The sequence below is a fragment of the Blautia wexlerae genome, assembly GCF_013300825.1.
GTDB classification, from domain to species: Bacteria; Bacillota; Clostridia; order Lachnospirales; family Lachnospiraceae; genus Blautia_A; species Blautia_A wexlerae_B.
Window position 1 is genome coordinate 103,451 of record NZ_JAAIMY010000003.1, and the last position, 23,688, is coordinate 127,138.

At 42.0% G+C, this 23,688-nt stretch carries 20 protein-coding genes; 16 read left to right on the plus strand and 4 right to left on the minus strand.

Annotated features, from left to right (window positions below):
• Positions 1–19: 19 nt before the first annotated feature.
• Both hcp and G4417_RS02820 read right to left on the minus strand, forming a co-directional pair.
• A complete protein-coding gene (gene hcp / locus G4417_RS02815; RefSeq protein ID WP_173682556.1) occupies positions 20–1,618 on the minus strand; it encodes a hydroxylamine reductase in 1,599 nt (532 codons plus the stop codon).
• 14 nt (positions 1,619–1,632) lie between these two features.
• Complete coding sequence (locus tag G4417_RS02820) at positions 1,633–2,352, minus strand: 4Fe-4S binding protein (RefSeq protein WP_055052610.1); 720 nt, start codon at positions 2,350–2,352, stop codon at positions 1,633–1,635.
• Between the two features lie 96 nt (positions 2,353–2,448).
• Here G4417_RS02820 and G4417_RS02825 point away from each other — a divergent pair, with 96 nt between their 5' ends.
• Both G4417_RS02825 and G4417_RS02830 read left to right on the plus strand, forming a co-directional pair.
• Positions 2,449–3,141, plus strand: coding sequence for a Crp/Fnr family transcriptional regulator (locus tag G4417_RS02825; protein WP_173682557.1), 693 nt, complete (start codon positions 2,449–2,451; stop codon positions 3,139–3,141).
• Between the two features lie 337 nt (positions 3,142–3,478).
• Positions 3,479–4,528 (plus strand): NAD(P)H-dependent flavin oxidoreductase, encoded by a 1,050-nt coding sequence (locus tag G4417_RS02830; protein ID WP_173682558.1) that lies wholly within the window; start codon positions 3,479–3,481, stop codon positions 4,526–4,528.
• A gap of 110 nt (positions 4,529–4,638) precedes the next feature.
• Here the strand turns inward: G4417_RS02830 and G4417_RS02835 are convergent, their stop codons facing one another.
• Positions 4,639–6,000: an MATE family efflux transporter gene (locus G4417_RS02835; RefSeq protein WP_173682559.1), complete on the minus strand. Its 1,362-nt coding sequence runs from the start codon at positions 5,998–6,000 to the stop codon at positions 4,639–4,641.
• Positions 6,001–6,315: 315 nt separating this feature from the next.
• Between G4417_RS02835 and G4417_RS16840 the strand changes: the two genes are divergently transcribed.
• The 11 genes from G4417_RS16840 (at position 6,316) to G4417_RS02890 (ending at position 19,689) form a co-directional block, all read left to right on the plus strand.
• Positions 6,316–9,903, plus strand: a complete 3,588-nt coding sequence (locus G4417_RS16840) for a DUF5717 family protein (protein WP_243268818.1) — start codon at positions 6,316–6,318, stop codon at positions 9,901–9,903.
• Positions 9,887–11,134: a DUF5716 family protein gene (locus G4417_RS02845; RefSeq protein ID WP_173682560.1), complete on the plus strand. Its 1,248-nt coding sequence runs from the start codon at positions 9,887–9,889 to the stop codon at positions 11,132–11,134. The genes G4417_RS16840 and G4417_RS02845 overlap by 17 nt, the downstream gene beginning before the upstream one ends.
• Before the next feature lie 13 nt (positions 11,135–11,147).
• The gene (locus G4417_RS02850; protein ID WP_173682561.1) at positions 11,148–11,942 is read left to right on the plus strand and encodes a hypothetical protein; all 795 of its coding nucleotides are present in this window, start codon (positions 11,148–11,150) and stop codon (positions 11,940–11,942) included.
• A 118-nt stretch (positions 11,943–12,060) separates the two neighbouring features.
• The gene (locus tag G4417_RS02855; protein ID WP_173682562.1) at positions 12,061–12,957 is read left to right on the plus strand and encodes an amino acid ABC transporter substrate-binding protein; all 897 of its coding nucleotides are present in this window, start codon (positions 12,061–12,063) and stop codon (positions 12,955–12,957) included.
• 135 nt (positions 12,958–13,092) lie between these two features.
• Positions 13,093–13,743, plus strand: coding sequence for an amino acid ABC transporter permease (locus tag G4417_RS02860; RefSeq protein WP_173682563.1), 651 nt, complete (start codon positions 13,093–13,095; stop codon positions 13,741–13,743).
• A gap of 66 nt (positions 13,744–13,809) precedes the next feature.
• On the plus strand, positions 13,810–14,496 hold the full coding sequence (locus tag G4417_RS02865; RefSeq protein ID WP_008704195.1) for an amino acid ABC transporter ATP-binding protein: 687 nt from the start codon (positions 13,810–13,812) through the stop codon (positions 14,494–14,496).
• A 128-nt stretch (positions 14,497–14,624) separates the two neighbouring features.
• Positions 14,625–16,058, plus strand: a complete 1,434-nt coding sequence (purB, locus tag G4417_RS02870) for an adenylosuccinate lyase (RefSeq protein WP_020994086.1) — start codon at positions 14,625–14,627, stop codon at positions 16,056–16,058.
• 149 nt (positions 16,059–16,207) lie between these two features.
• Positions 16,208–17,488, plus strand: a complete 1,281-nt coding sequence (locus G4417_RS02875) for an adenylosuccinate synthase (protein ID WP_008704193.1) — start codon at positions 16,208–16,210, stop codon at positions 17,486–17,488.
• A gap of 92 nt (positions 17,489–17,580) precedes the next feature.
• Positions 17,581–18,408 carry an HAD family hydrolase gene (locus G4417_RS02880; protein ID WP_243268820.1) on the plus strand — a complete coding sequence of 276 codons (828 nt, stop codon included), beginning with the start codon at positions 17,581–17,583 and terminating at the stop codon, positions 18,406–18,408.
• 293 nt (positions 18,409–18,701) lie between these two features.
• Positions 18,702–19,217 carry an SEC-C metal-binding domain-containing protein gene (locus tag G4417_RS02885; RefSeq protein ID WP_020994084.1) on the plus strand — a complete coding sequence of 172 codons (516 nt, stop codon included), beginning with the start codon at positions 18,702–18,704 and terminating at the stop codon, positions 19,215–19,217.
• On the plus strand, positions 19,210–19,689 hold the full coding sequence (locus G4417_RS02890) for a YdcF family protein (RefSeq protein ID WP_025577363.1): 480 nt from the start codon (positions 19,210–19,212) through the stop codon (positions 19,687–19,689). The genes G4417_RS02885 and G4417_RS02890 overlap by 8 nt, the downstream gene beginning before the upstream one ends.
• 15 nt (positions 19,690–19,704) lie before the next feature.
• Here the strand turns inward: G4417_RS02890 and G4417_RS02895 are convergent, their stop codons facing one another.
• On the minus strand, positions 19,705–20,577 hold the full coding sequence (locus G4417_RS02895; RefSeq protein ID WP_173682564.1) for a shikimate dehydrogenase: 873 nt from the start codon (positions 20,575–20,577) through the stop codon (positions 19,705–19,707).
• A gap of 295 nt (positions 20,578–20,872) precedes the next feature.
• On the opposite strand from G4417_RS02895, the gene G4417_RS02900 reads away from it, so the two are divergent.
• The 3 genes from G4417_RS02900 (at position 20,873) to G4417_RS02910 (ending at position 23,602) form a co-directional block, all read left to right on the plus strand.
• Positions 20,873–21,730 carry a sigma-E processing peptidase SpoIIGA gene (locus tag G4417_RS02900; protein WP_173682565.1) on the plus strand — a complete coding sequence of 286 codons (858 nt, stop codon included), beginning with the start codon at positions 20,873–20,875 and terminating at the stop codon, positions 21,728–21,730.
• 17 nt (positions 21,731–21,747) lie between these two features.
• The gene (gene sigE, locus G4417_RS02905) at positions 21,748–22,458 is read left to right on the plus strand and encodes an RNA polymerase sporulation sigma factor SigE (RefSeq protein WP_173682566.1); all 711 of its coding nucleotides are present in this window, start codon (positions 21,748–21,750) and stop codon (positions 22,456–22,458) included.
• A gap of 163 nt (positions 22,459–22,621) precedes the next feature.
• Positions 22,622–23,602 (plus strand): radical SAM protein, encoded by a 981-nt coding sequence (locus G4417_RS02910; RefSeq protein WP_173682567.1) that lies wholly within the window; start codon positions 22,622–22,624, stop codon positions 23,600–23,602.
• The last annotated feature ends 86 nt before the right edge of the window (positions 23,603–23,688 follow it).

The following is a 23,688-nucleotide window of genomic DNA, read 5'->3' on the forward strand; positions in this document are numbered from 1 at the left end:
AGATTTTGAAAAATTTATTTTACTGGTTCATCAGTGCTTTGATATCTTCTTCCGGTGTGGTGATAGGTGCAATACCATAATTTTCTACCAGATAGTTTAGAATATTAGGAGACAGGAACGCCGGAAGAGAAGGACCAAGACGGATGTTTTTGATACCCAGGTGTAAAAGTGTCAGCAGGATACAGACTGCTTTCTGTTCATACCAGGAGAGAACGAAAGAAAGCGGAAGCTCATTTACAGAACATCCAAATGCATCCGCAAGTGCCACAGCAACCTGGATTGCACCATAAGCATCATTACACTGGCCCATATCCATCAGTCTTGGCAGACCACCGATTTCTCCCAGATCCAGATCATTGAAACGGAATTTTCCACATGCCAGGGTGAGAACAATACTGTCAGAAGGTGTCTGCTTCACGAATTCTGTGTAATAGTTTCGACCTGGTTTGGCACCATCACAGCCGGCAACCAGGAAGAAGTGGCGGATCGCTCCTAATTTTACAGCTTCTACTACAGTATCTGCATGGGAGAGAATAGCTGCATGACCGAAACCGGTTGTCACTTTCGTACCGCCGTTGATGCCTGTGCGTGTCTGATCTTCTTTGTAACCACCCAGTTCCAGTGCTTTTTCAATAACCGGTGTGAAATCTTTCTTCTCGTCGATATGAACAGCGCCTGGGAAAGCAACCACTTCTGTTGTAAATACTCTGTCAGCATAACTGCTTTTTGGCGGCATCAGACAGTTGGTGGTGTAAAGGATCGGAGCCGGAAGATGATCAAACTCTTTCTGCTGATTCTGCCATGCAGTTCCGAAATTTCCTTTTAAGTGAGAGAATTTCTTTAATCGTGGGTAGGCATGGGCAGGGAGCATTTCGCCGTGGGTATAGATGTTGATTCCTTTTCCTTCAGTCTGTTCAAGTAAAAGCTGCAGATCCTTCAGATCATGACCGGTTACTACAATAAATGGTCCTTTTTCTACGGTAAGTGTAACTGCAGTCGGTTCCGGTGTTCCGTAAGTTTCTGTATTGGCCTTGTCAAGAAGTGCCATACATTTCAGATTGATTTCCCCTACTTTCAGTACAGTAGGAAGCAGTGTTTCCACACTTTCTTCATAACCAATCTTAAATAATGCTTCACAGAAGAAACGGTTTACTTCGGCATCTTCATAATTCAGAACATTTGCATGATAAGCATAGGCTGCCATTCCGCGAATCCCGAAAAGAATAAGGGACTTCAGGGAGCGGATATCTTCATCTGCATTCCACAGCTGCTGCATGTCATATTCGTCTGATTTACCGCAAGGTGACTGACATTTATTGCAGTCAGGAACCAGTCTTTCTTTTTCTGCTCTGACTTTTTGTATCATATTTTCGATTGCTGCATCGTCAAAACTCACATTTGTAACGGTAGTAAACAGTCCTTCAATTATGACCTGACTGGTACTTTTGGAAATAGCTGCTGCGCCATCGACAGCTCTTGCCAGACCGATCAACGCACCTGTCAGCTCATCCTGTAATTTGGCAGTGCCTGCCTTTTTTCCGCAGACACCTGCATTTCCTGTGCAGCCGGTGCATCCCACTGTCTGTTCACACTGATAACAAAACATTTTTTTATCCATTGTCGTATCCTCCTTTATTCTATAATATTTCCATCAATACCTATGGTTATAACCTGCCAGGGAATGAATTTTCCACTATTCTGAAGTGCTTTTCTGGTTGCCATCTCAAGTCCGCCACAGCATGGAACTTCCATTCTTACAATCGTCACACTTTGAATATCGTTATTTTGGATTATTGCAGTCAGTTTCTCGCTATAATCCACCTGATCCAATTTAGGACAGCCGATTAATGTTACCTTATTTCGGATAAAATCCTGATGAAAGCCTGCGTAAGCGTATGCAGTACAATCGGCTGCGATTAAAAGCTTTGCGCCGTTAAAATATGGGGCACTGACAGGTGCCAGCTTAATCTGTACCGGCCAGTTCTGAAGATTGGATACCTGACCTGTGGTTGAAGATGGTTTTTCTGATTTGGGTATTTCTGATCGCTGAATCTGCATGCTTTTAGACCCGGGACAGCCGGCATGAGCAGTTATTGCCTGATTTTTGGCAAATATTTTTTTCTGTGCTTCTTTCACAGCCGCTTCATCATATTCAGGTGCTTCCCGTTCCTCAAAGGAAATGGCACCTGTGGGACACTCCGGGAGGCAATCCCCCAGTCCGTCACAGAAATGTTCTCTTACCAATTCTGCTTTTCCATTAATGATATCAATGGCACCTTCGTGGCAGGCATCTGCACAGGCGCCGCAGCCATTGCATTTTTCTTTATCGATTCGAATAATCTTTCTTATCATTTTACCTCCGTCAATAGATTTAACTTTTGTTTCTGTCGGCATTATAGTATGATAAATACAACTTGTATGTTTGATTTCCAACAAGGAGGAATGATTTTGAAAAAATATTTACCCATTCTAAAAAACAGTCCATTCTTTACAGGCCTTACTGATAACGAGATATTATCTATACTGCATTGTGTAAAAGCAACAGCAGTTTCCCAAAAACGAGATTCTTATATTTTCAGAGCAGGAGATTCTACCGAGGTAATGGGACTTGTGGTGTCCGGCTGTGTTCTTGTTATTCAGGAAGACCTTTGGGGGCATCGGAATATTCTGTCGAAATGTCATACCGGTGATTTCTTTGGTGAGCCATATGCAGCAAGCCCGGGAGCTGTTCTGAATGTCAGTGTGGTGGCAGATACGGATTGTGAGATTATTCTGCTAAATGTCCAAAGGCTTCTGATTTCCTGCCCGACTGCATGCGAACACCATCAGAAGCTGATCCGCAACCTGGTCAGTGTTCTGGCAAATAAGATATTGATCCTGAACGACAAAATCACACATGTGGGCAAGCGAACGACAAGGGACAAACTATTGTCCTATCTGTCGGCAGAGTCTATCAGACATTCGTCGTTATCCTTTGATATTCCTTTTGACCGGCAGCAGTTGGCAGATTATCTGTGCATTGACCGTGCGGCAATGTCTACGGAGATATCAAAGCTACAGAAAGAAGGTTATATAAAAACAAATAGAAATCATTTTGAATTAACTGTTTGTAATAATTCGGCTTCTGAAATAAAAGTGTGATATCCATCATGAAAAATGATAGGAGTCATGTGGGTATTCGCAATTGAAGCAGGAGACTTACCTGTTTCGGTTAAAAAAGCAGAGAAATCCTGCGTCAGATATTTTTGCCGTGTGTCGGCACGCCTGCAGATATCCTCCTTGTCTTTCACACACTCTGATGAACTGTCTTAAATGCATTATTTATTAGGACTGCTATAGGAAAAAGGACAGATATCGGTTATGTATATAGTATTAAAAACTATATAAACTGGTTTCTCTTGACAAGAATAAATATTGTGATATACTTTGAATATCAAAATATTTAAAATACAAACAAAATAACAGGAGAAGAATCACAATGAAGAATTTCAAAATAGGAGATAAAATCACAAGAGTTCCATTGATCCAGGGGGGAATGGGAGTTGGGATCAGTCTTGGCAGACTTGCAGGTTCTGTTGCGAAAGCAGGAGGAGTTGGTATTATTTCCACTGCACAGATCGGCTACAGGGAAGAAGATTTCGACAGAAATCCGGCAGCAGCCAACGAACGTGCCATTGCCGGTGAAATGAAAAAAGCCCGTATGATTTCCGAAGATGGAATTATAGGATACAATATTATGGTTGCACTGAAAGAATATGCATCTCACGTAAAGGCTGCAGTAAAAGCTGGCGCAGACATCATTATTTCCGGTGCGGGACTTCCCACAGAGCTTCCGGAACTGGTAAAAGGAAGTCTGACAAAGATTGCCCCCATTGTATCTACAGACAAATCCGCAAAAGTAATCCTGAAATACTGGGACAGAAAATACAAAAGAACTGCAGATCTGGTAGTAATCGAAGGTCCTCAGGCAGGCGGACATCTTGGCTTTCATAAAGAAGAACTGGAGAAATATACTGAAGAATCCTACAGTGAAGAAATAAAGAAAATCATCACAACAGTAAAAAGTTACGCAGAGAAATATGGGACAGAAATTCCAGTGATCGTAGCAGGTGGTATCTATAACAGAGAGGATGTCCAAAAAGTGGATAATCTGGGTGCTGACGGCATTCAGGTAGCTACCCGTTTTATTACAACGGAAGAATGTGACGCAGACATCCGCTACAAAGAAGCTCATTTAAAAGCAAAAGAATCCGACATTGCCATTGTAAAAAGCCCTGTTGGAATGCCAGGTCGTGCCATTATGAACAAATTCATGACCCGTGTCATGAACGGCGAACAGATTCCACACAGTCCCTGTCATGGATGTCTTGTAAAATGTAGCCCCAAAGAAATACCTTACTGTATTACTGACGGACTGATCAATGCAGTAAAAGGGAATGTAGATGAGGGACTTCTTTTCTGTGGTGCAAAAGCATGGAAAGCAGAGCGTTTGCAGACAGTACAGGAAGTGATTAATGACTTGTTTTAATCAATCAAGTAGCGAAGCGGATTGTGAATATCCGTTTGACTATAGAAATGCATAATTTAAGGGGTGAACGTTTTGTAATGTTCACCCCTTATTATGGATTTGTACAGTATTTAATTCTGAATTTCTGCCAGTGCCTTTTTAAACTGAAATGTAAATAAAACAGAGGTAAAGATCACAGCAGTAATATCTGCAATGGGTTCTGCCATATATACGCCTGTTGTTGAATCAGATATCATATGAGGCATAATATAGATCAGCGGGATCAGCAGTACAAACTTACGGACAACAGCAACAATAATAGAGTTTACTGCCTTTCCAAGGGAGGTAAAGGTCATCTGACAGGCAATCTGGATACCGAAGAGGAACAGACCACCCAGATAGATTTTCAGCATTGGTGCAGTAAATTCGATAAGACTTGTATCTGCCGTAAAAATGCTTACAAATACTCTGGGAACAAGCTGTACAGCAGCCCAGAGGAGTACAGAATATGACAGACAGGTGATCAGAAGCAAACGAAAAGTTTTCTTTACTCTGTCTGTGTTTTTGGCACCGTAATTATAACTGGAAATTGGCTGTGCTCCCTGCGCAATTCCCTGAAGAGGAAGCATGGCAAACTGCATAACACTGGTCAGGATGGTCATGGCTCCCACCGCAATATCACCGCCGTACCGAAGCAGGGATGAATTGAAGCAGACAGTTACAATACTTTCGCTTGACTGCATGATAAAAGCAGCAAGTCCAAGTGCGATACAGGGAAGAACAACCTTTGCCTCCAGATGGAGATGCTTTTTCCTGAGGTGAAGCTGTGTCTTTTTGCCGCAGAGGAATAAAACTACCCAGAGTGTGGAAATTGCCTGTGAGATAACAGTTGCCAGTGCAGCACCGCGTACCCCCATATGAAAAACAAAGATAAATACAGGGTCTAAAACAATATTGCAGACAGCGCCGATCAGGACGGAAACCATGGAAAATGTGGTAAATCCCTGTGCAGTGATGAATGCATTCATACCAAGGGTTAATTGTACGAACAAGGTACCGAAAGCGTAAATATGCATATAATCTGTTGCATAACTGATGGTGTTTTCACTGGCGCCAAAAGCCAGTAATAAATCTCTGCCCCAGATCAGTAAAATGGCAGTGAGGATAGCAGAGATAATAATCTGAAGAATAAAACAGTTGCCTAATATATTCTCAGCAGATTTATTATCCTGTTTTCCCATGTAAATAGAAGCCCTTGGTGCGCCGCCGGAACTGACCAGTGCCGCAAATGCGGAGACGATCATGATGATGGGCATACAGACTCCCACACCGGTAAGTGCCAGGCTGCCTTCCCCCGGGATGTGGCCGATGTAAATACGGTCTACAATGTTATAAAGCATGTTGATGAGCTGGGCGATCACTGTTGGAATGGATAGCTTTAAAAGAAGCTTTCCAACAGGTTCTGTGCCCAGAAAATTTTTGTTATCCTGCATGGATGATAACCTCCTTCTTTAAAAAGTATTTTTTGAGCTGTACTGAATGATACGATACAAAGAGAGGAAAGTCAACTCAGGATAGAGAATTTTGCAGGAACAGATAATATTTCTGATAAATAATAAATGAAAAAGAAAATTATCTGCATTAACTTTGGTATATAATTTATTATATAAGACAATTTATATGAATGCAACATTAAATAATGATAAAAGCGGATTGTTGCGCGGATACGGTTTGTGGTGTATAATTAAACGCAATAGGCTTGTGAACAGTAGCTCTGTAATTTAAGCAAGGATATAAGGTGAACAATTTTGAAAAAGACGATAGAAGAACTATTAAGTGGAAATTTCAGACATGAACATCCGCAGCTCCTTTTTTCGCAGGACAAAATAGAAGTGACTCTGAAAGCTGGTGATGTGTACAAAGGAGAATTGTATTTCGGAACAGAGGATAATCAGAAAATCCGGGGATATATCACATCTTCCAACAGACGCGTGGTGCCGGGAACCGAGAAATTTTCGGGAACTACGGTGAGACTGCAGTATGGGATTGACGGTGCAGGGATGCACCCGGGTGAGCGACATGAGGGATGGCTTTGTTTCACCACAGACATTGGAGAATATAAGCTGCCATTTCTTGTTCAGGCAGAGAAAACAGAACTGAAAAGTGTTGCCGGGGAAGTGCCGGATATGGATACCTTTGTGAATATCGCAAAGGACGATTTTAAAGAAGCATATCGTGTTTTTACAGACCGCAGGTTTGAACTTCTGTTAAGGAATGCCGGACAGAAAGAGAAAGCTCTTTATAAGGGCCTCTCAAAACAGCCCGTGACATTTCAGCATGTAGAAGAGTTTCTCATCGGAACGGGAAAAAAGGATCCTGTAAAAATTGAATTGAAGGCAGATCAGAACAGTTTTTATGATATCAGTGAATCTGTCCGTGAAACTTTTGCAGTCCAGAGGAGCGGATGGGGACATCTCAGGCTGGATGTAGAGGCGAAAGGTGATTTTCTGGAAGTTTCCAGGCATGTGGTTACAGATGAAGATTTCATAGGAAGCTATTATCAGGTGGAATATGTGATCCATAAGGAAAAACTGAAAAAAGGACGCCAGTTTGGTGAGATTACTGTGAAGAGTCCATATCAGCAGCTAACCTATCAGATCACTGCATCCATGGAGCCGAAAGTACAGCTTAAAACGGAGATTCATGTAAAACAGCATAAATTGGAGTTGTTGCGTGATCTTGTAGAATATTTCTGCAAAAGAATGGACAGTAAGACATGGATTGGCAGCAGCAGATTTGTCCTTAATCAGTTAAGAGAAGCGGGATGCGATTATCCGGAATATCAGATGTATGAAGCATACATCCTTCATATGGAAGAAAAGGATGAGCAGGCAAGAGAAATCCTGAAGAAATTTAAACATCAGAATTTCGCCAGAGAGGATCTGGAACAGGCAGGTTCTTACCTTTATCTCTGCGTTCTTACAGGATTGCATAAAGACAAAGAACAGGCGGCAAGACGTCTGCGCAATTTTTTCCTTCAGAAAGAAGACAGCTTTTTGTTATTTAAACTCTGGCTGGAAATGAATCCGGAGGATAAGGGTTCTTCTTCAAGACTTGTATTTATGATGGAGGAGCTTTTTGAGAAGGGTTGCAGAAGTCCGTTCCTGTATCTGGAAGCATGGAATTACATCAGCAGTGACACAACACTTCTTCACAGAATGAGCAGTTTCTGGACGCAGGTATTTTTATTTGCAGGCGAGAAAGGACTTCTGACCGAAGAACTGGTAATGAGATTTGCCTATCTTACAGGGTATGAGAGAGAATTCTGTACCAGCATGTACAGAGCACTGGCAATGGGATACGATGCTTTTGAATCCGATGATACGCTGGAAGCGATCTGCAGATATATTATGCTTGGAAACCCGAGAAAACCGGAATATTTCAGGTGGTTTTCCCTGGCAGTGGAGAAAGGAATCCGTCTGACAAGGATATATGAATATTATGTGGAGACAATGGATACATCCTATCAGAGAGAACTTCCAAAACCCCTTCTGATGTATTTTACCTATAATAATACTTCTCTTGCAGATGATAAAAAGGCATTTATTTATGCAAGTATTGTGGGAAACCGAGGCCGTCAGCCACAGACATATGCGGATTACAGGGATCATATGAAGATTTTTGCCATGCGCAAGGCGAAAGAAGGACGGATGAATGAGAATTATGCGGTTCTTTATCAGGAATTTTTAAGCAATCCCAAAACAGAAGGACAGGCAAAACTGCTTGCAAAAAAGCTGTTTACCTACAGACTTTACTGCGATGATAAGAAGATACGCTATGTGATTGTGCGCCATGAACAGCTCAGGGAAGAAGAGATTTACCCATGTATCCAGGGAGTGGCTTATCCCAGAATTTATACAGATGATGCGGTGATCCTGTTTCAGGATGAGAAACAGAGAAGGTATGCATCAACAATAGATTATAATATCAAGAAACTATTTGATGAGCGTGAACTGACAGACAAGATTCTTGATTTTCATATAGAAGAGCCGGGGCTGGTGCTTCACTGCAGCGAACATACGGAACCAGATCAGGAGAATCTTCAGGCATTCCAGAGAATCCCTGAGTCAGAGGAATTTTCAGATGAATACCAGAAATGCATCAGAGAAAAACTGCTTTCTTACTATTCTGAACATATCAGGGCAGAAGAAACAGATGATTATCTGCGGCAGATGGATTATAAGAAGTATGCGGCTGTAGACAGAACCGCTCTTCTGGAGGTGCTGATCGCCAGGGGGCTGTATCAACAGGCAATGTCCGTTGTTTCTGAATATGGATATGAAGGAATCCGCATAGAGAGTCAGTTGAAACTGACTAGCAGGATGCTGACAAGGTGTGAGATGGAAGAAGACGATGAACTGCTTGCCCTTGCATCAGATGTCTACAGACGTGGAAAGTATGACGAAGTGATCCTGAAATATCTTATGGAGTACAGGTTTGGTCCCATAGATGAATTGATATCTGTCTGGAAAAGTGCGCAGGGCTTTGAGATGGATACCTATGAACTGGAGGAGAAGCTTCTTTGCCTTCTGATGTTTACTTCTGATTACAGGAAAGAGGGAGAGAAGATCCTGGAAGATTATGTTCATCACAGTGGAAAGGAACGTATCGCAGGAGCCTATCTTACACAGGTTGCATATGGAGCATTTGTAAAAAAATACCCAATGAGTGTCTTTGTGAGAAGTCTGCTGGAACGAATCTATGATGAAAAATGGCCGGTTGATTTTGTGTGCAGCATTGCGCTTCTGGAAGCATATTCCAAAGAAAAAAATCTGGAAGAAAAACAGCTTTGCAATGCAGAAAAGATTCTTCAGAAATGCGTGAAGCAGGGAATGTATTTTGCATTCTTCAGGAAGCTTCCGGTATCTGTTTTGAGTCCTTATCAGTTGGATGATAAAACCTTTGTGGAATATCATGCAGATCCGTCATCAAGGGTGACACTCTATTATGCGCTGGATGCAGGTCTCGGAAATCAGATAAAATATCAGACAGAACCACTCCGTAACTTATATGAAGGCATTTTTGTAAAAGCTTTTACACTGTTTTACGGGGAGACATTGAAGTATTATTTTGAATCAGTAACAGGAGATCAGGTGAATCGGACTCAGGAGAGGGTACTTACAATGAATAAGATTGAGGGTACACCTGTGAGTAAATATCATATGATCAATCAGATGCTCTCTGCCCGCAGACTGGATAAAAAGAAAGAAGTACTTTTGCAGGTGAGAAAGTATCTCCGTCAGGAACAGTATGTGCAGCAGATGTTTGTGATCGAGAAAGAGGAGCAGGAACAGATCGTCCTGAAACCGGGAGGAACAAATGAACGAAATTCGTGATTTGATCGTGGGAATTGATTTTGGCAAAGAATATTCCCAGATATGTTATTATGACAGAAAAGGAGACGAGGCACGTTCTCTTTCTATGAAAGCGGGTGGAAACCAGTATGAGGCTCCCTGTATTCTGTGCTGGAGACCGGAGCAGAAGGATTATTGTGTAGGACTGGAAGCAGAATACTTTGTCCGGGAAAAAGGCGGGATCATGATTGATGACGTCTATGGAATCTGTGAAAAAAGTGATTCTGTACTGGTGGAAGGACAGGAACTTGCTCCATGGGAGATTCTGGCGCAGTTTCTGCAGGGAATGCTTAAATTTCTGGGAGTGGCAGAGCTGGTCAAAAATACTAAATGCGTGGCAGTAACACTTCCGGAACTTACAGAAACCCAGGTGGAGAATTTTCAGAAAGCATTTGAGATACTGAAATTTCCACATGAGAAATATATGCTCATGGATTATGGGGAAAGCTTCTATTATTATGTGCTTTCACAGAAAAGAGAAACCTGGAACCGCAGTGTGGGCTGGTATGCTTTTACGCCGGAGCGTGTGTCTTTTCGCAAGATGACAATGAACGGTGCGACAAAGCCTGTCACTGTAAAACTGGAAGAAGCTACAGACACAGAACTTCCTGCTGAGGGACTGGAGAGAGATTCGGAGTTTTGTAAATTTGTCCAGAAGACACTTGGCAGAGATCTGTTTTCCAGCATCCAGATCACAGGAGAAGGATTTTCCCAGGACTGGGCTGAGCAGTCTGTAAGATTACTGTGTTATCAGAAGCGAAAGGTTTTCTATGGAAATAACCTTTTTGCAAAGGGTGCCTGTGCTGCAGGAAAAGAAAAGACAGAGAATAAGGCATTGAAGGGCTATCGTTTCTTAAGTGATTCTCTGGTTATGGCTGATGTGGGAATGGAAATGAGAGTAATGGGTTCACCTACTTATTATCCATTGATCGAAGCAGGAGATAACTGGTATGACAGTAAGGCATCCTGCGAATTTATCCTTGATGACACAGAGGAGTTGGTGTTCATTGTAAGTACTTACGACAGACCGGAGAAACGAAGGGTAGGGATGATGCTGCCGGGCATTCCGCTGCGTTCGGATAAAACCACCAGACTTCGGCTTGAATTACAGTATATTTCAGCCACAGAATGTAAAGTGACAGTTACAGATCTGGGATTCGGAGAAATGTTCCCTTCCAGCGGAAAAATCTGGACAGAGACAGTGGAATGGTAGAGGAGATGGAACAATGAGCGGATATATTTTATGTCAGACAAAAAAAGCACAGCGTCCTTATTTTATAGAGAATATCAGTATGAATATTTATTCTATAGAAGAACTCTGTTATTATCTGTACCACAATCTTTATCTTGCCGATCATACTGTCTTTAATGAGGAACTATGTGTCTGGCTCAGGGACGAGCTTGGGCTTGTGCATCTGGCTGCGAAGCTGAAACAGAATCTGGAGAGAAATGTAAGTGTGGAAGAGATGATTTATCCTGTTTTTAAGGAAATCAATTATCTTACTTATGAGGAGATGAAAGATTTTAACAGCAGGATTGTGACTTACGGAAAAGAGAAAGCGGCAGTTCGTCAGAAGAGAAAGGGAGATGCACTGACTGAAAACGGAATGTATGTAAATGCCATACAGGTATATCAGAAAATCTTGGAAAGAGATGATCTGGCCGAGCAGAGAAAAGGATTTGCAGCTTCAGTGCGCTATAATCTTGGCTGCGCATACAGCTATCTTTTTCAGATGGAGAAAGCACAGGAATGTTTTCTGGAGTCATACAGAGAAGGTCGTTCAAAGGAAGCTTTAAAGTCTTATATCATAGCCTACAGCAGTGTTCATGATAAGACGGATTATGATAAGGTTATGGAAAATCTTGAGGTGGACGAAGAACTGAAAAAGGATATAAAAGAAGAGGTACGGCAGTCTTTGAAAGCTTTCGAGGCCGTGCCGGAAAAGACGACAGATGAAGAAAACCTGGATGCCCTTCTGGAAAGGCTTATGAAAGATTATCACAGAAGTACGGGATCATGACTATCTTTGAACTTACGCTTGACAGAGAGGATAGTGTGTGATAGGATTAACACATACTTTTACATGGTAGAGTGACTATGTGATAAATAAGAAAACAGATAAAGAGGAGATATTTATCATGAAAAAGAGAACTTTAGCAGTATTCATGGCAGGCGTTATGGCAGCTTCTATGATGACAGGTGTTGTTTCTGTATATGCAGATGCTGACAGTAAGACATTAACTGTAGGCTTTGATGCAGAGTATCCTCCTTTCGGATATAAAGACGATAATGGAGATTATGTTGGTTTCGACCTTGACCTTGCACAGGAAGTATGTGACAATCTCGGATGGGAACTTGTAAAGAAACCGATCAACTGGGATTCCAAGGATATGGAACTGAATTCCGGTTCTATTGACTGTATCTGGAACGGATTTACAATTAACGGACGTGAGGATGACTATACATGGTCAGATCCATATCTGAACAATGAGCAGGTGATGGTTGTTGCAGCCGATTCAGGGATTGAGAAGCTGGATGATCTGGCAGGCAAGAATGTAGTAGTTCAGGCCGCTTCCGCAGCACTGGATGCATTAAACAGCGATGATAATAAGGATCTTACAGCAAGCTTTGCATCACTGACAGAGAATCCTGATTACAATACAGCATTCATGAATCTGGATTCCGGCGCTGCAGATGCCATCGCAGTAGATATCGGTGTTGCCAAATATCAGCTTTCTCAGAGAGAAGAAGGAAAATATGTGATTCTCGACGAGCCAATCCAGAGCGAACAGTATGGAATCGGCTTTAAGAAGGGTAACGATGAGCTGAAAGATACAGTATGGGAAGAAGTTCTGAAACTTTATGATGCAGGTGAAGTTGATAAACTTGCTGAGAAGTATGAAGTAGCAGATATGCTCTGCATTGGAGATGACGAGAAATCTGATGATAAAAAAGATGATGCAGCAGAGGATGGTGCTTCCGATGCAGACACTGCAGAATCAGATACAGCTGATACAGCGAAAGATGCTGAATAGTCAGCCGGAACAAAAACAGTTATGATACAAGAGGGCAGCTATGTGCAGGCTGTCCGGATTATAAAGGAATGGAGGGTACATTTTGTGCACCCTCTTTTCTTACTGTACAGGAGAAATTTTTCAGGAGGAAAGCTTATGTCTTTAAGTGTAATGCTGCAGCAGCTTGCCAGTGGTATGGTGGTTTCTGTAGAGATTTTTGTAGTGACATTACTTTTTTCACTTCCGCTGGGACTTCTGATCTGCTTTGGCAGAATGTCTAAGAATCCGGTGATACGTGGAATTGTGTCTGCCTACATATCAGTTATGCGTGGAACCCCGTTAATGCTGCAATTGATGGTTGTGTATTTCGGACCATACTTTATTTTTGGAATCCGTATTTCCATGGGATACAGCCTGATCGCTGTGTTTATCGCATTCAGTATTAACTATGCTGCATATTTTGCAGAGATTTACAGAGGAGGAATCGAATCTATTTCAGCGGGACAGTATGAGGCTGCAAAGATCCTGGGATATAGCAAGGCTCAGACATTTTTCAGGATCATTCTGCCGCAGGTGATCAAGAGAATCCTTCCATCTGTGACAAATGAGGTTATCACGCTGGTAAAGGATACGTCACTGGCATTTGTTGTTGCTGTTTCGGAGATGTTTACAATTGCAAAACAGATTGCAAGTGCACAGACGACTATGATGCCTTTTGTGATCGCTGCTGTTTTCTATTTTGTGTTCAATCTTCTTGTTGCGATTGTAATGGATAAGATTGAGAAAAAACTGAATTATTATCGCTGACAGGCGGCTGGGGTTATAAAACATTTTTTGACTCTGACATCATTTAATTTAAGAGGAATATTTGCTATGGTATTATTTGAAATGAAAAACATAAAGAAGAGCTTCGGCAGCCTTGAAGTATTAAAAGACATTTCACTTCAGGTAGAGGAGGGTGAGGTTCTTAGTATTATCGGACCTTCCGGTTCCGGTAAATCCACACTTCTCCGCTGTGCCACCGGTCTTGAGACACCGGACAGCGGTGAGATCATCAAGCAGGGGGATGTGGGACTGGTATTTCAGAACTTTAATCTTTTCCCCCATTTTTCCGTACTGAAAAATATCACAGATGCTCCGATCAGAGTGCAGAAGAGAAAGAAAGAAGAGGTTTATGCACAGGCAAGAACTCTGTTAAAGCAGATGGGACTTGCAGACAGAGAGAATGCATATCCGTTTCAGCTTTCCGGCGGTCAACAGCAGCGTGTCTCTATTGCCAGAGCATTATGTATGAATCCGAAGATCCTGTTTTTTGATGAGCCTACTTCCGCTCTTGATCCGGAGCTTACCAGTGAAATTCTTAAGGTAATCAAAGATCTGGCAGCAGAGCACATCACTATGGTGATCGTCACTCATGAGATGACATTTGCAAGAGATATCTCTGATCATATTATTTTTATGGATAAGGGACTGATCGCAGTTGAGGGGAGTCCAAAAGAGGTATTTGAATCAGAACATGCGAGAATGAAAGAATTTCTTGGTAAATTCCATCAGGGATAAGGTTTTTGTGGTTGCTTTTAGAGGAATGATGTTATATAATTTCAACGTACGTGGTTGAGAAAAACGTACGTACAGAAGTGAAATAAAAGGATTAAAAATAATATCCTATAAAAAACAGGAGAGTGAAGATGAGTACAGACAGATATGTAAGTCCTTTATCAGAACGTTATGCCAGCAAAGAAATGCAGTATATTTTTTCCCCGGATATGAAATTCCGCACATGGAGAAGACTCTGGATCGCACTTGCTGAGACAGAGAAAGAGCTTGGCCTTAACATTACACAGGAGCAGATTGATGAACTGAAGGCACATGCAGAGGATATCAATTATGACGTTGCAAAGGAACGTGAACGTCAGGTGCGTCATGATGTTATGTCTCACGTATATGCGTATGGCGTACAGTGTCCGAAAGCAAAAGGAATCATCCATCTGGGAGCAACCTCCTGTTATGTAGGTGATAATACAGACATTATTGTAATGACAGAAGCATTAAAGCTTGTGAAGAAGAAACTGGTCAATGTTATTGCCGAGCTTTCTGCTTTCGCTGATAAATATAAAGATCAGCCTACTCTGGCATTTACACATTTTCAGCCTGCACAGCCTACTACAGTAGGTAAGCGTGCAACACTCTGGACACAGGAATTCCTGCTTGATCTGGAGGATCTGGAGTATGTTCTGGGAACAATGAAGCTTCTGGGATCCAAAGGTACAACCGGAACACAGGCAAGCTTTCTGGAACTGTTTGACGGAGATCAGGAGACTATCGACAAGATTGATCCGATGATCGCAGAGAAGATGGGATTTAAGGAATGCTATCCGGTATCCGGACAGACCTATTCCCGTAAGGTAGATACACGTGTTGCCAATATTCTTGCAGGAATTGCAGCAAGTGCACACAAGATGTCCAATGATATCCGCCTTCTTCAGCATCTGAAGGAAGTAGAAGAACCATTTGAGAAATCTCAGATCGGCTCCTCCGCAATGGCGTATAAGAGAAATCCTATGAGAAGTGAGCGTATTGCTTCCCTTTCCAGATATGTAATGGTAGATGCCCTTAACCCGGCAATCACATCTGCAACTCAGTGGTTTGAGAGAACTCTGGATGACTCTGCAAATAAGCGTCTGAGCATTCCGGAAGGATTCCTTGCTATTGACGGAATCCTTGACCTCTGTCTTAATGTTGTAGATGGATTGGTTGTTTATCCGAAGGTTATCGAGAAACATATGATGGCAGAGCTTCCATTCATGGCTACAGAGAATATCATGATGGATGCTGTAAAAGCAGGCGGTGACCGTCAGGAACTTCATGAGCGTATCCGTGAGCTTTCCATGGAAGCCGGAAAGACTGTTAAGGTAGAAGGCAAAGATAATAATCTGCTGGAACTGATCGCAGCAGATCCTGCATTCAACCTTTCTCTGGAAGATCTGCAGAGATCCATGGATCCGAAGAAATATATCGGACGTGCTAAAGAGCAGACAGAGAGATTTGTAAATACAGTAGTTCAGCCAATCCTCGATTCCCATAAGGAACTTCTGGGAGTGAAAGCTGAGATTAATGTCTGATCAGTAAATACTTAACATAACGGTTTGGAATATTACAGAATCTGATATAAAGAAAAGATAATAAGCGTTGCTGTTTCCTGATGATATCCGGCAGGTCATTCTGCAAGGTCGGGTAAACAGTAATCGGTAAATACAGGAGGAATTATATAATGGTAAAAGCAGTTGTTGGTGCTAACTGGGGAGATGAAGGTAAAGGTAAGATTACCGATATGCTCGCTGAGAAGGCTGATATTATCGTAAGATTTCAGGGTGGTGCAAATGCAGGTCATACAATCGTAAATAACTATGGTAAATTTGCCCTTCATACTCTGCCGTCAGGTGTGTTTTATGATCATACTACAAGTGTGATCGGCAACGGTGTTGCACTGAATATCCCGGTATTTTTCAAAGAGTACAATGAAGTGGTAAGCAGAGGTGTTCCGGCTCCGAAGATCCTTATCTCCGAGAGAGCACAGATGGTTATGCCATACCATATTCTTTTTGACCAGTATGAGGAAGAACGTCTGGGCGGCAAATCTTTCGGATCTACCAAGTCAGGTATTGCTCCGTTCTACTCAGACAAATATGCAAAGATTGGTTTCCAGGTAAGTGAACTTTTTGATGAAGAACATCTGAAAGAAAAACTTGCAAGTGTATGTGCGACAAAGAATGTTCTTCTTGAACATTTATATCACAAACCGCTTCTTAATGTGGATGAATTATTTGCTGAACTTATGGAATATAAGAAAATGGTTGAACCATATGTATGTGACGTATCCCTGTATCTGTGGAACGCATTAAAAGAAGGTAAGGAAGTTCTTCTTGAGGGACAGCTTGGTTCTCTGAAAGACCCGGATCATGGAATTTATCCGATGGTTACATCCTCCTCTACCCTGGCAGGATATGGTGCAGTAGGAGCAGGTCTTCCACCATATGAGATCAAACAGATTGTTACTGTATGCAAGGCATACTCCAGTGCAGTAGGAGCAGGTGCATTTGTTTCTGAAATCTTTGGCGATGAAGCAGATGAACTGAGAAGACGTGGCGGTGACGGTGGAGAATTTGGTGCTACTACAGGCCGTCCGAGACGTATGGGATGGTTTGACTGTGTTGCTTCCAAATACGGATGCCGTCTTCAGGGAACTACAGATGTTGCTTTCACAGTCCTTGATGTTCTTGGATATCTGGATGAAATTCCGGTTTGCACAGGATATGAGATTGATGGAAAAGTAACAACAGAATTCCCGACAACTACACTGCTTGAGAAAGCAAAACCGGTTCTGGAGACTCTGCCGGGATGGAAATGTGACATCCGCGGAATCAAAAAATATGAAGATCTGCCGGAAAACTGCAGAAAGTATGTTGAGTTCGTTGAGAAACATATCGGATTCCCGATCACTATGATCTCCAATGGCCCAGGACGTGACGATATCATCTACAGAAATAAATAATAAGGATAATTTACCTGTCTGATCGGCAGACGGTAAATAAGACTATACGCCGGGGAATTTCTCCGGCGTGTCTTTTATATAACTGGAGGCTTATGAAAAAAGATAATAATAAGATAAAGAAAATCGGGGCATGGATCGCAATTATAATCCTACTTCTTGCGTGCTGCATGCCGATGTTTTTTGCGTTTGGAAACGGAGAGGATTCGCAAGGGTATTTTAAAGCATCACTTGCAGTGGCGATTATGGTTCCCATTATGGCTTATGCAATATGGATGGTTTACAAATTACTGAACAGGAATAAAAAGGTGGTAGATTCAAATATGGAGAATATTATTTTTGATGTTGGACAGGTTCTTGTAAAATATGACTGGGAGACTTATCTGGACAGTTTTGGTTTTCCGAAAGAAGAGCGTGATAAAATTGCAGAAGTGGTATTTCAGAGTAATACCTGGAATGAGAGAGACAGAAGCAGCGAGACTGAGCAATATTATGTAGATCAGATGGTAAAGGCTGCACCGGAGTACGAGAAGGATATCCGGGAGGTAATGCGCCGTTCTGACGAGACAATTGAGAAAACAGATTATGCAGAAACCTGGGTGAGATATCTGAAAGATAAAGGATATCATGTTTATATTCTTTCCAATTATGCAACTGACACACTGGAGAGAACGGAGGATAAACTTACGTTTCTTAAATATGTAGACGGAGCAGTGTTCTCCTGTCAGGTAAAGCAGATCAAACCGGAACCGGAAATTTACAAAACCCTGCTCGGACGCTACCATCTTGACCCGGAGAAATCCGTATTTCTGGATGACAGAGCGGAGAACTGTGAGGCAGCCAGAAAACAGGGAATCCATGCAATTCAGTTTAAATCTTTTAAACAGGCAGTAGCAGAACTGGAGAAACTGGGCGTCAATTAAAATTGTTACTGTTCACTCCGTTCTCAGTAACATAGCCAAAATTCATTCCAGATTGCCTGTGGCAATGGAATTTTGGCTTGTATGTCTCGGGATTTTGGCATATTCATGCCAAAACACCTCGCGGGATAGTGGTGTGTGAACAGTAACTTAAAATTCACTAAAAATACAAAGAATATCATTTGTATTTTTAACTGAAAGATGATATAATAATAAAGCTTGTGGAAGGAATATTTTCCATATGTTTCCGCACAGGCATAATACCTATGAAATATTGGAAAAGAGGATTAAAGGAAATGAGCGATAAAACAATCTTAGAGCAGTGGCGTGCCATCGCCTATGACCAGCAGGCAGACCGTAATAAACTTCAGAGATTTTGGGCAAATTATTTTAATATTGAAAAAGGAATTTATGAGCAGCTTCTTAGCAACCCGGATGAGGTAGTAACCGGTACAGTTAAGGAACTGGCTGAGAAATACGGACAGGAAGTTCTGACAATGGTTGGTTTTCTTGATGGAATCAATGACAGCCTGAAGATTCCGAACCCGATTGAGACAATGGATGAGAACACAAAGGTTTCTCTGTGCTTTGATAAAGAACTTCTTTATAAGAACATGGTAGATGCAAGAGCTGACTGGCTGTATGAACTGCCACAGTGGGATGCAATCTTCACACCGGAGAAGAGAAAAGAACTTTATCTTGAGCAGAAGAAATCAGGAACAGTTGTCAAAGCAAAGAAAATCGGACGTAATGATCCTTGTCCTTGCGGAAGCGGCAAGAAATATAAATATTGCTGCGGTAAGAATGCGTAAGCATCCAAATCTGGAATATATTATCGTGCTTGGTGCCCATGTAGAAGGCACCCGGCTTACAAAAGCCCTTCTGGAACGTACCAGGAGGGCTTTACAGTATATGGAAGAGAATCCTGAGACTAAGGCTGTTCTGTCCGGAGGAAAAGGGGACGGAGAATCTATCACAGAAGCTCAGGCAATGTGCAATTATCTTGTGGAACATGGAATTGACAGAGAACGACTGATTCTGGAAGAGAAATCTACCAGCACAACAGAGAATCTGAAGTTCAGTCTGGGAATGATCGGACTGAATCATTCGGTAGGCATTGTCACCAATAATTTTCATGTTTTCCGGGGAACGGCCATAGGAAAGAAATGTGGATGCAGAGAAATTTATCCTATTCCTTCCAGATACCGTTCATGGAGACTTCTGATATATATTCCAAGAGAAATCCTGGCAATCATCAAAGATAAGCTGATGGGAAATATGTGACTGTTATGCGAATCACTATTTGACAGAGAAATATTTTTCCTTAATAACAGAAACCGGCATCTCCTGTCCGGTCCAGATCTGGAAAGCTTTAGCCCCCTGATGAAGAAGCATATACATGCCATTAAAGGTCTGGCATCCGGCTGCTTTAGCCTCTCTGAGCAGTCGGGTTTCCTGTGGCTCATAGACAACATCTGCCACTACAAGCTCAGGATGGAACAGAGACGTATCTTTGATGATGGTATCGTCGATATCCGGAACCATGCCTACAGAGGTTGCATTGATCAGCAGATAACTCTGTGCAATGGAATCTCGCAATGCAGTATGATCATCATTGTCGAAGAGGCAGACCTTACAACCTGTTTTAGCAGAGAGATTCTCAGCGAATTTCTGTGTGCGATTCCAGTATCTGCTGGTGCGGCGGGCAAAAATATGTACGGAAGCCGCACCGTCCAGGGCAGACTGTGCACAGATGGCCATCGAAGCTCCTCCTATTCCCATGATAGTTATATTTTTACCGGTAATATCATGTCCCGCATCACGTACAGATTGCATAAAACCGTACCCGTCTGTATTGTATCCGATTAACTTTCCATTATCGTTCAGTACAGTATTGACAGCACCGATCAGTTGGGCTTCAGGGGAAAGCTCATCCAATAATTCTACAATTTTATTCTTATTCGGCATGGTAAGGTTGAAACCGCGAATGCCGCAAGTCTTTAATCCTGCAACTGCTGCAGGAAGAGTTTCTTCATTTACATCAAAACATAAATATACATAGTCAAGCCCGAGAAGGCGAAATGATTCATTATGCATCAAAGGGGAAATGCTGTGTGCCACCGGGCTTCCTAAAAGCGCGGTAAGACCTGTGTGTCCGGTAATATTATTCATGTTAAAATCCTCCAGTCTGTTTTGTAGCAGAGACATAAAATACTGTCTGAATTGTGACAGTATAGAAGATGCCCTTCTAAAACATAGAAATTATCTATCATTTTATTCTAACTTCAATTATATGTCAATACATGTTCATTTTGGTTTGTATGATAAAAACTGTCGATTTAGTGCGACAAATAATAAGACGAAGTCCCCCTGTTTTGACAAAATCTGCACACTTCATCACGTATAATGAATCTCACTTACCGAAGTGAAAAAGAAGTCAGAGATGGCATCAGACGGAGGGAAGGAAATGCATTACGAGATATACATAGATGTAGTTTTTTTCACAAATCTCCTGATAGATTACATATTGATCAGATTTACAGGGATATTATTTCAATGTAGAAGAAGCAGAAAAAGAGCTCTTCTGGGAGCTGTTGCAGGTGCGGTGTTTTCCTGTGGGATTATTTATCTTCACTTCTCTCTGAAATCTGAGATTTTTCCTCCGGCACTGGTTTTGCTGCATGGTGGCTGTGCGGCAGGAATGCTGGTGATCGGATGTGATCTGAAGAGAGGAAGTCTGTTGCTTAAAGCAATACTTACACTGTATTTTGCCGCATTTCTGTGTGGGGGATTCTGGGAAGTGATCGCCAGTGATGATCTGACGGTCAAAATGTTTCTGATCCTTGCAGCAGCAACGTGGCTTGGTATTACGGCATTGTCATATCTGATGGATACCCTGAGAATACGGACAAAGAATATCTATCCAATAACTATATACTATAAAGGAAATGGATATCCTTTTCATGGATTTTATGATTCCGGAAATCTTCTTATGGATTCTGTAAACGGAAAACCGGTATCTGTAGGATCGGAAAAAGTTTTGGCTGAAATATGTTCAAAAGAAACAGTAAGTTGTTTGAAACACCTGAAAGAAGATACCGGGGAGTCTGGAGCTTCAGATACCGCCGGGCTTCGCCCACATTTTGTTTTTTTCCACAGCATAGGAAAAGAGCAGGGGATGATGCTGGCTGTTACTTTTGAGAAACTTTGCATTCAGACTCCTGCAGAGGTTGTCTGTATAGACGACCCGGTATTTGCATTTTCATTTGAAACATCCGCTTTTGGTAAGGAATACGATGTACTTTTGAATTCCAGATTACTTTAACGGGAGGGGTTGTGACTATGAGCTGTTATCCATTACAGGTAGTGTCAAGAATGGTGATGAACCGTTCAGGAGAAGTTTTTTATATTGGTGGAAATGATGTGCTGCCTGCACCACTGGAGCCAAAGCGTGAAGCTTTTATACTGCAGAAGCTTGGAACAGGGCAGGAGGAAGAAGCGAAATCTGTGCTGATTGAACATAATTTAAGGCTTGTGGTGTATATTGCAAAGAAGTTTGACAACACAGGAGTGGGGGTGGAAGACCTGATTTCTATAGGGACTATAGGGCTGATTAAGGCAATCAACACCTTTAATCCCGTAAAAAACATTAAACTTGCCACTTATGCATCCAGATGTATAGAGAATGAAATCCTGATGTATCTTCGCCGCAATAGTAAGACAAAGATGGAGGTGTCCATAGACGAACCGCTGAATGTAGACTGGGATGGAAATGAACTGCTTCTTTCTGACATACTGGGAACTGATGAGGATGTGATCTCCAGACGTCTGGAAGATGAAGTGGAGATTTCACTGCTGTCAAAGGCAATCGGTAAGCTGTCACCCAGAGAGCAGACGATCATACGCCTGAGGTTTGGTCTGGGAAAGGATAATGCTGCTGAGAAGACGCAGAAGGAGGTTGCGGATCTTCTGGGGATTTCCCAGTCATATATTTCCAGACTGGAAAAAAGGATTATGAAGAGGCTGAAAAAAGAAATCGTGAAATATGAATAGACGTAATCGAGGAATGTAGTATAATGATATAAATGATAGTAATTATCCGGCAATCCGCTGTAACTGTGAAAGCGCTGAACGATTATGATATAAGTAAATTGTGGGAAGTGTTTTGCAGCGGAGCGATGCACAGATATCAAGTCGGGGAAAGACAAAAGGACAGATGAGAAAAGTGAAGGTAAATAAAATACAGACAGAAGAAAACAAAGATAAAACTCTGAGACAGGATACAGAAAGCTACATACTGGCAGATTGCAGCTTATGTCCGAGAAATTGCCATGCAGACAGAACAGCCGGAAAAACCGGATACTGCGGAATGGATCAGAAGGTTAAGATTGCAAGGGCAGCTTTGCACATGTGGGAAGAACCATGTATTTCGGGAATCAGAGGTTCAGGGGCGGTTTTTTTTACGGGATGCAATCTGCGGTGTTGTTTCTGCCAGAACCGTGAGATTGCCCTTGGTGACAGTGGGATTGAGATTACAGAAGAGAGGCTGGCAGAAATATTCCTGGAATTGCAGGAAAAGGATGCTGCAAATATCAATCTGGTAACCGGGACACATTATGTTCCGCAGATCATCGCAGCTTTGGACAGTGCAAAGAAGCAGGGACTTAAGATACCGGTTGTCTATAACTGCGGTGGATATGAGAGCACGGAGTCATTGAAACGTTTGGAGGGTTATGTGGATATTTATCTTCCGGATTATAAATATGCGGAAGGCGAACTTGCAGCTAGATTTTCGCACGCATATGATTATCCGGAGAGAGCTGTGGAGGCTGTCAGTGAAATGGTACGCCAGACAGGAATGCCAAAGTTTGATGCAGATGGATATATGAAACGTGGAACGATTGTGAGACATCTTATATTGCCGGGACATACAGGGAATTCAAAGAAAGTACTGAAGCTATTGCATGAGATTTTTGGAAATCAGATTTATGTCAGTATCATGAATCAGTATACGCCGGTTTTTGAGCAGAAAGAATATACAGAGCTAAACCGTCGCGTAACCGGAAGAGAATATGAGAAGGTTCTGGATTATGCATTTGAGATTGGGATTGAAAATGGATTTTTTCAGGATGGTGAAACTGCCAGAGAGAGTTTTATACCGGCATTTGACTATGAAGGTGTAATAAAAACGCCGTAAAACAAAAAAACTCCCATAAATGGAAGGAGGCCGGTACTTTCGTACCGGCGCGTATGAAAAAGAAAAATATTTATAAGAAAGATTTG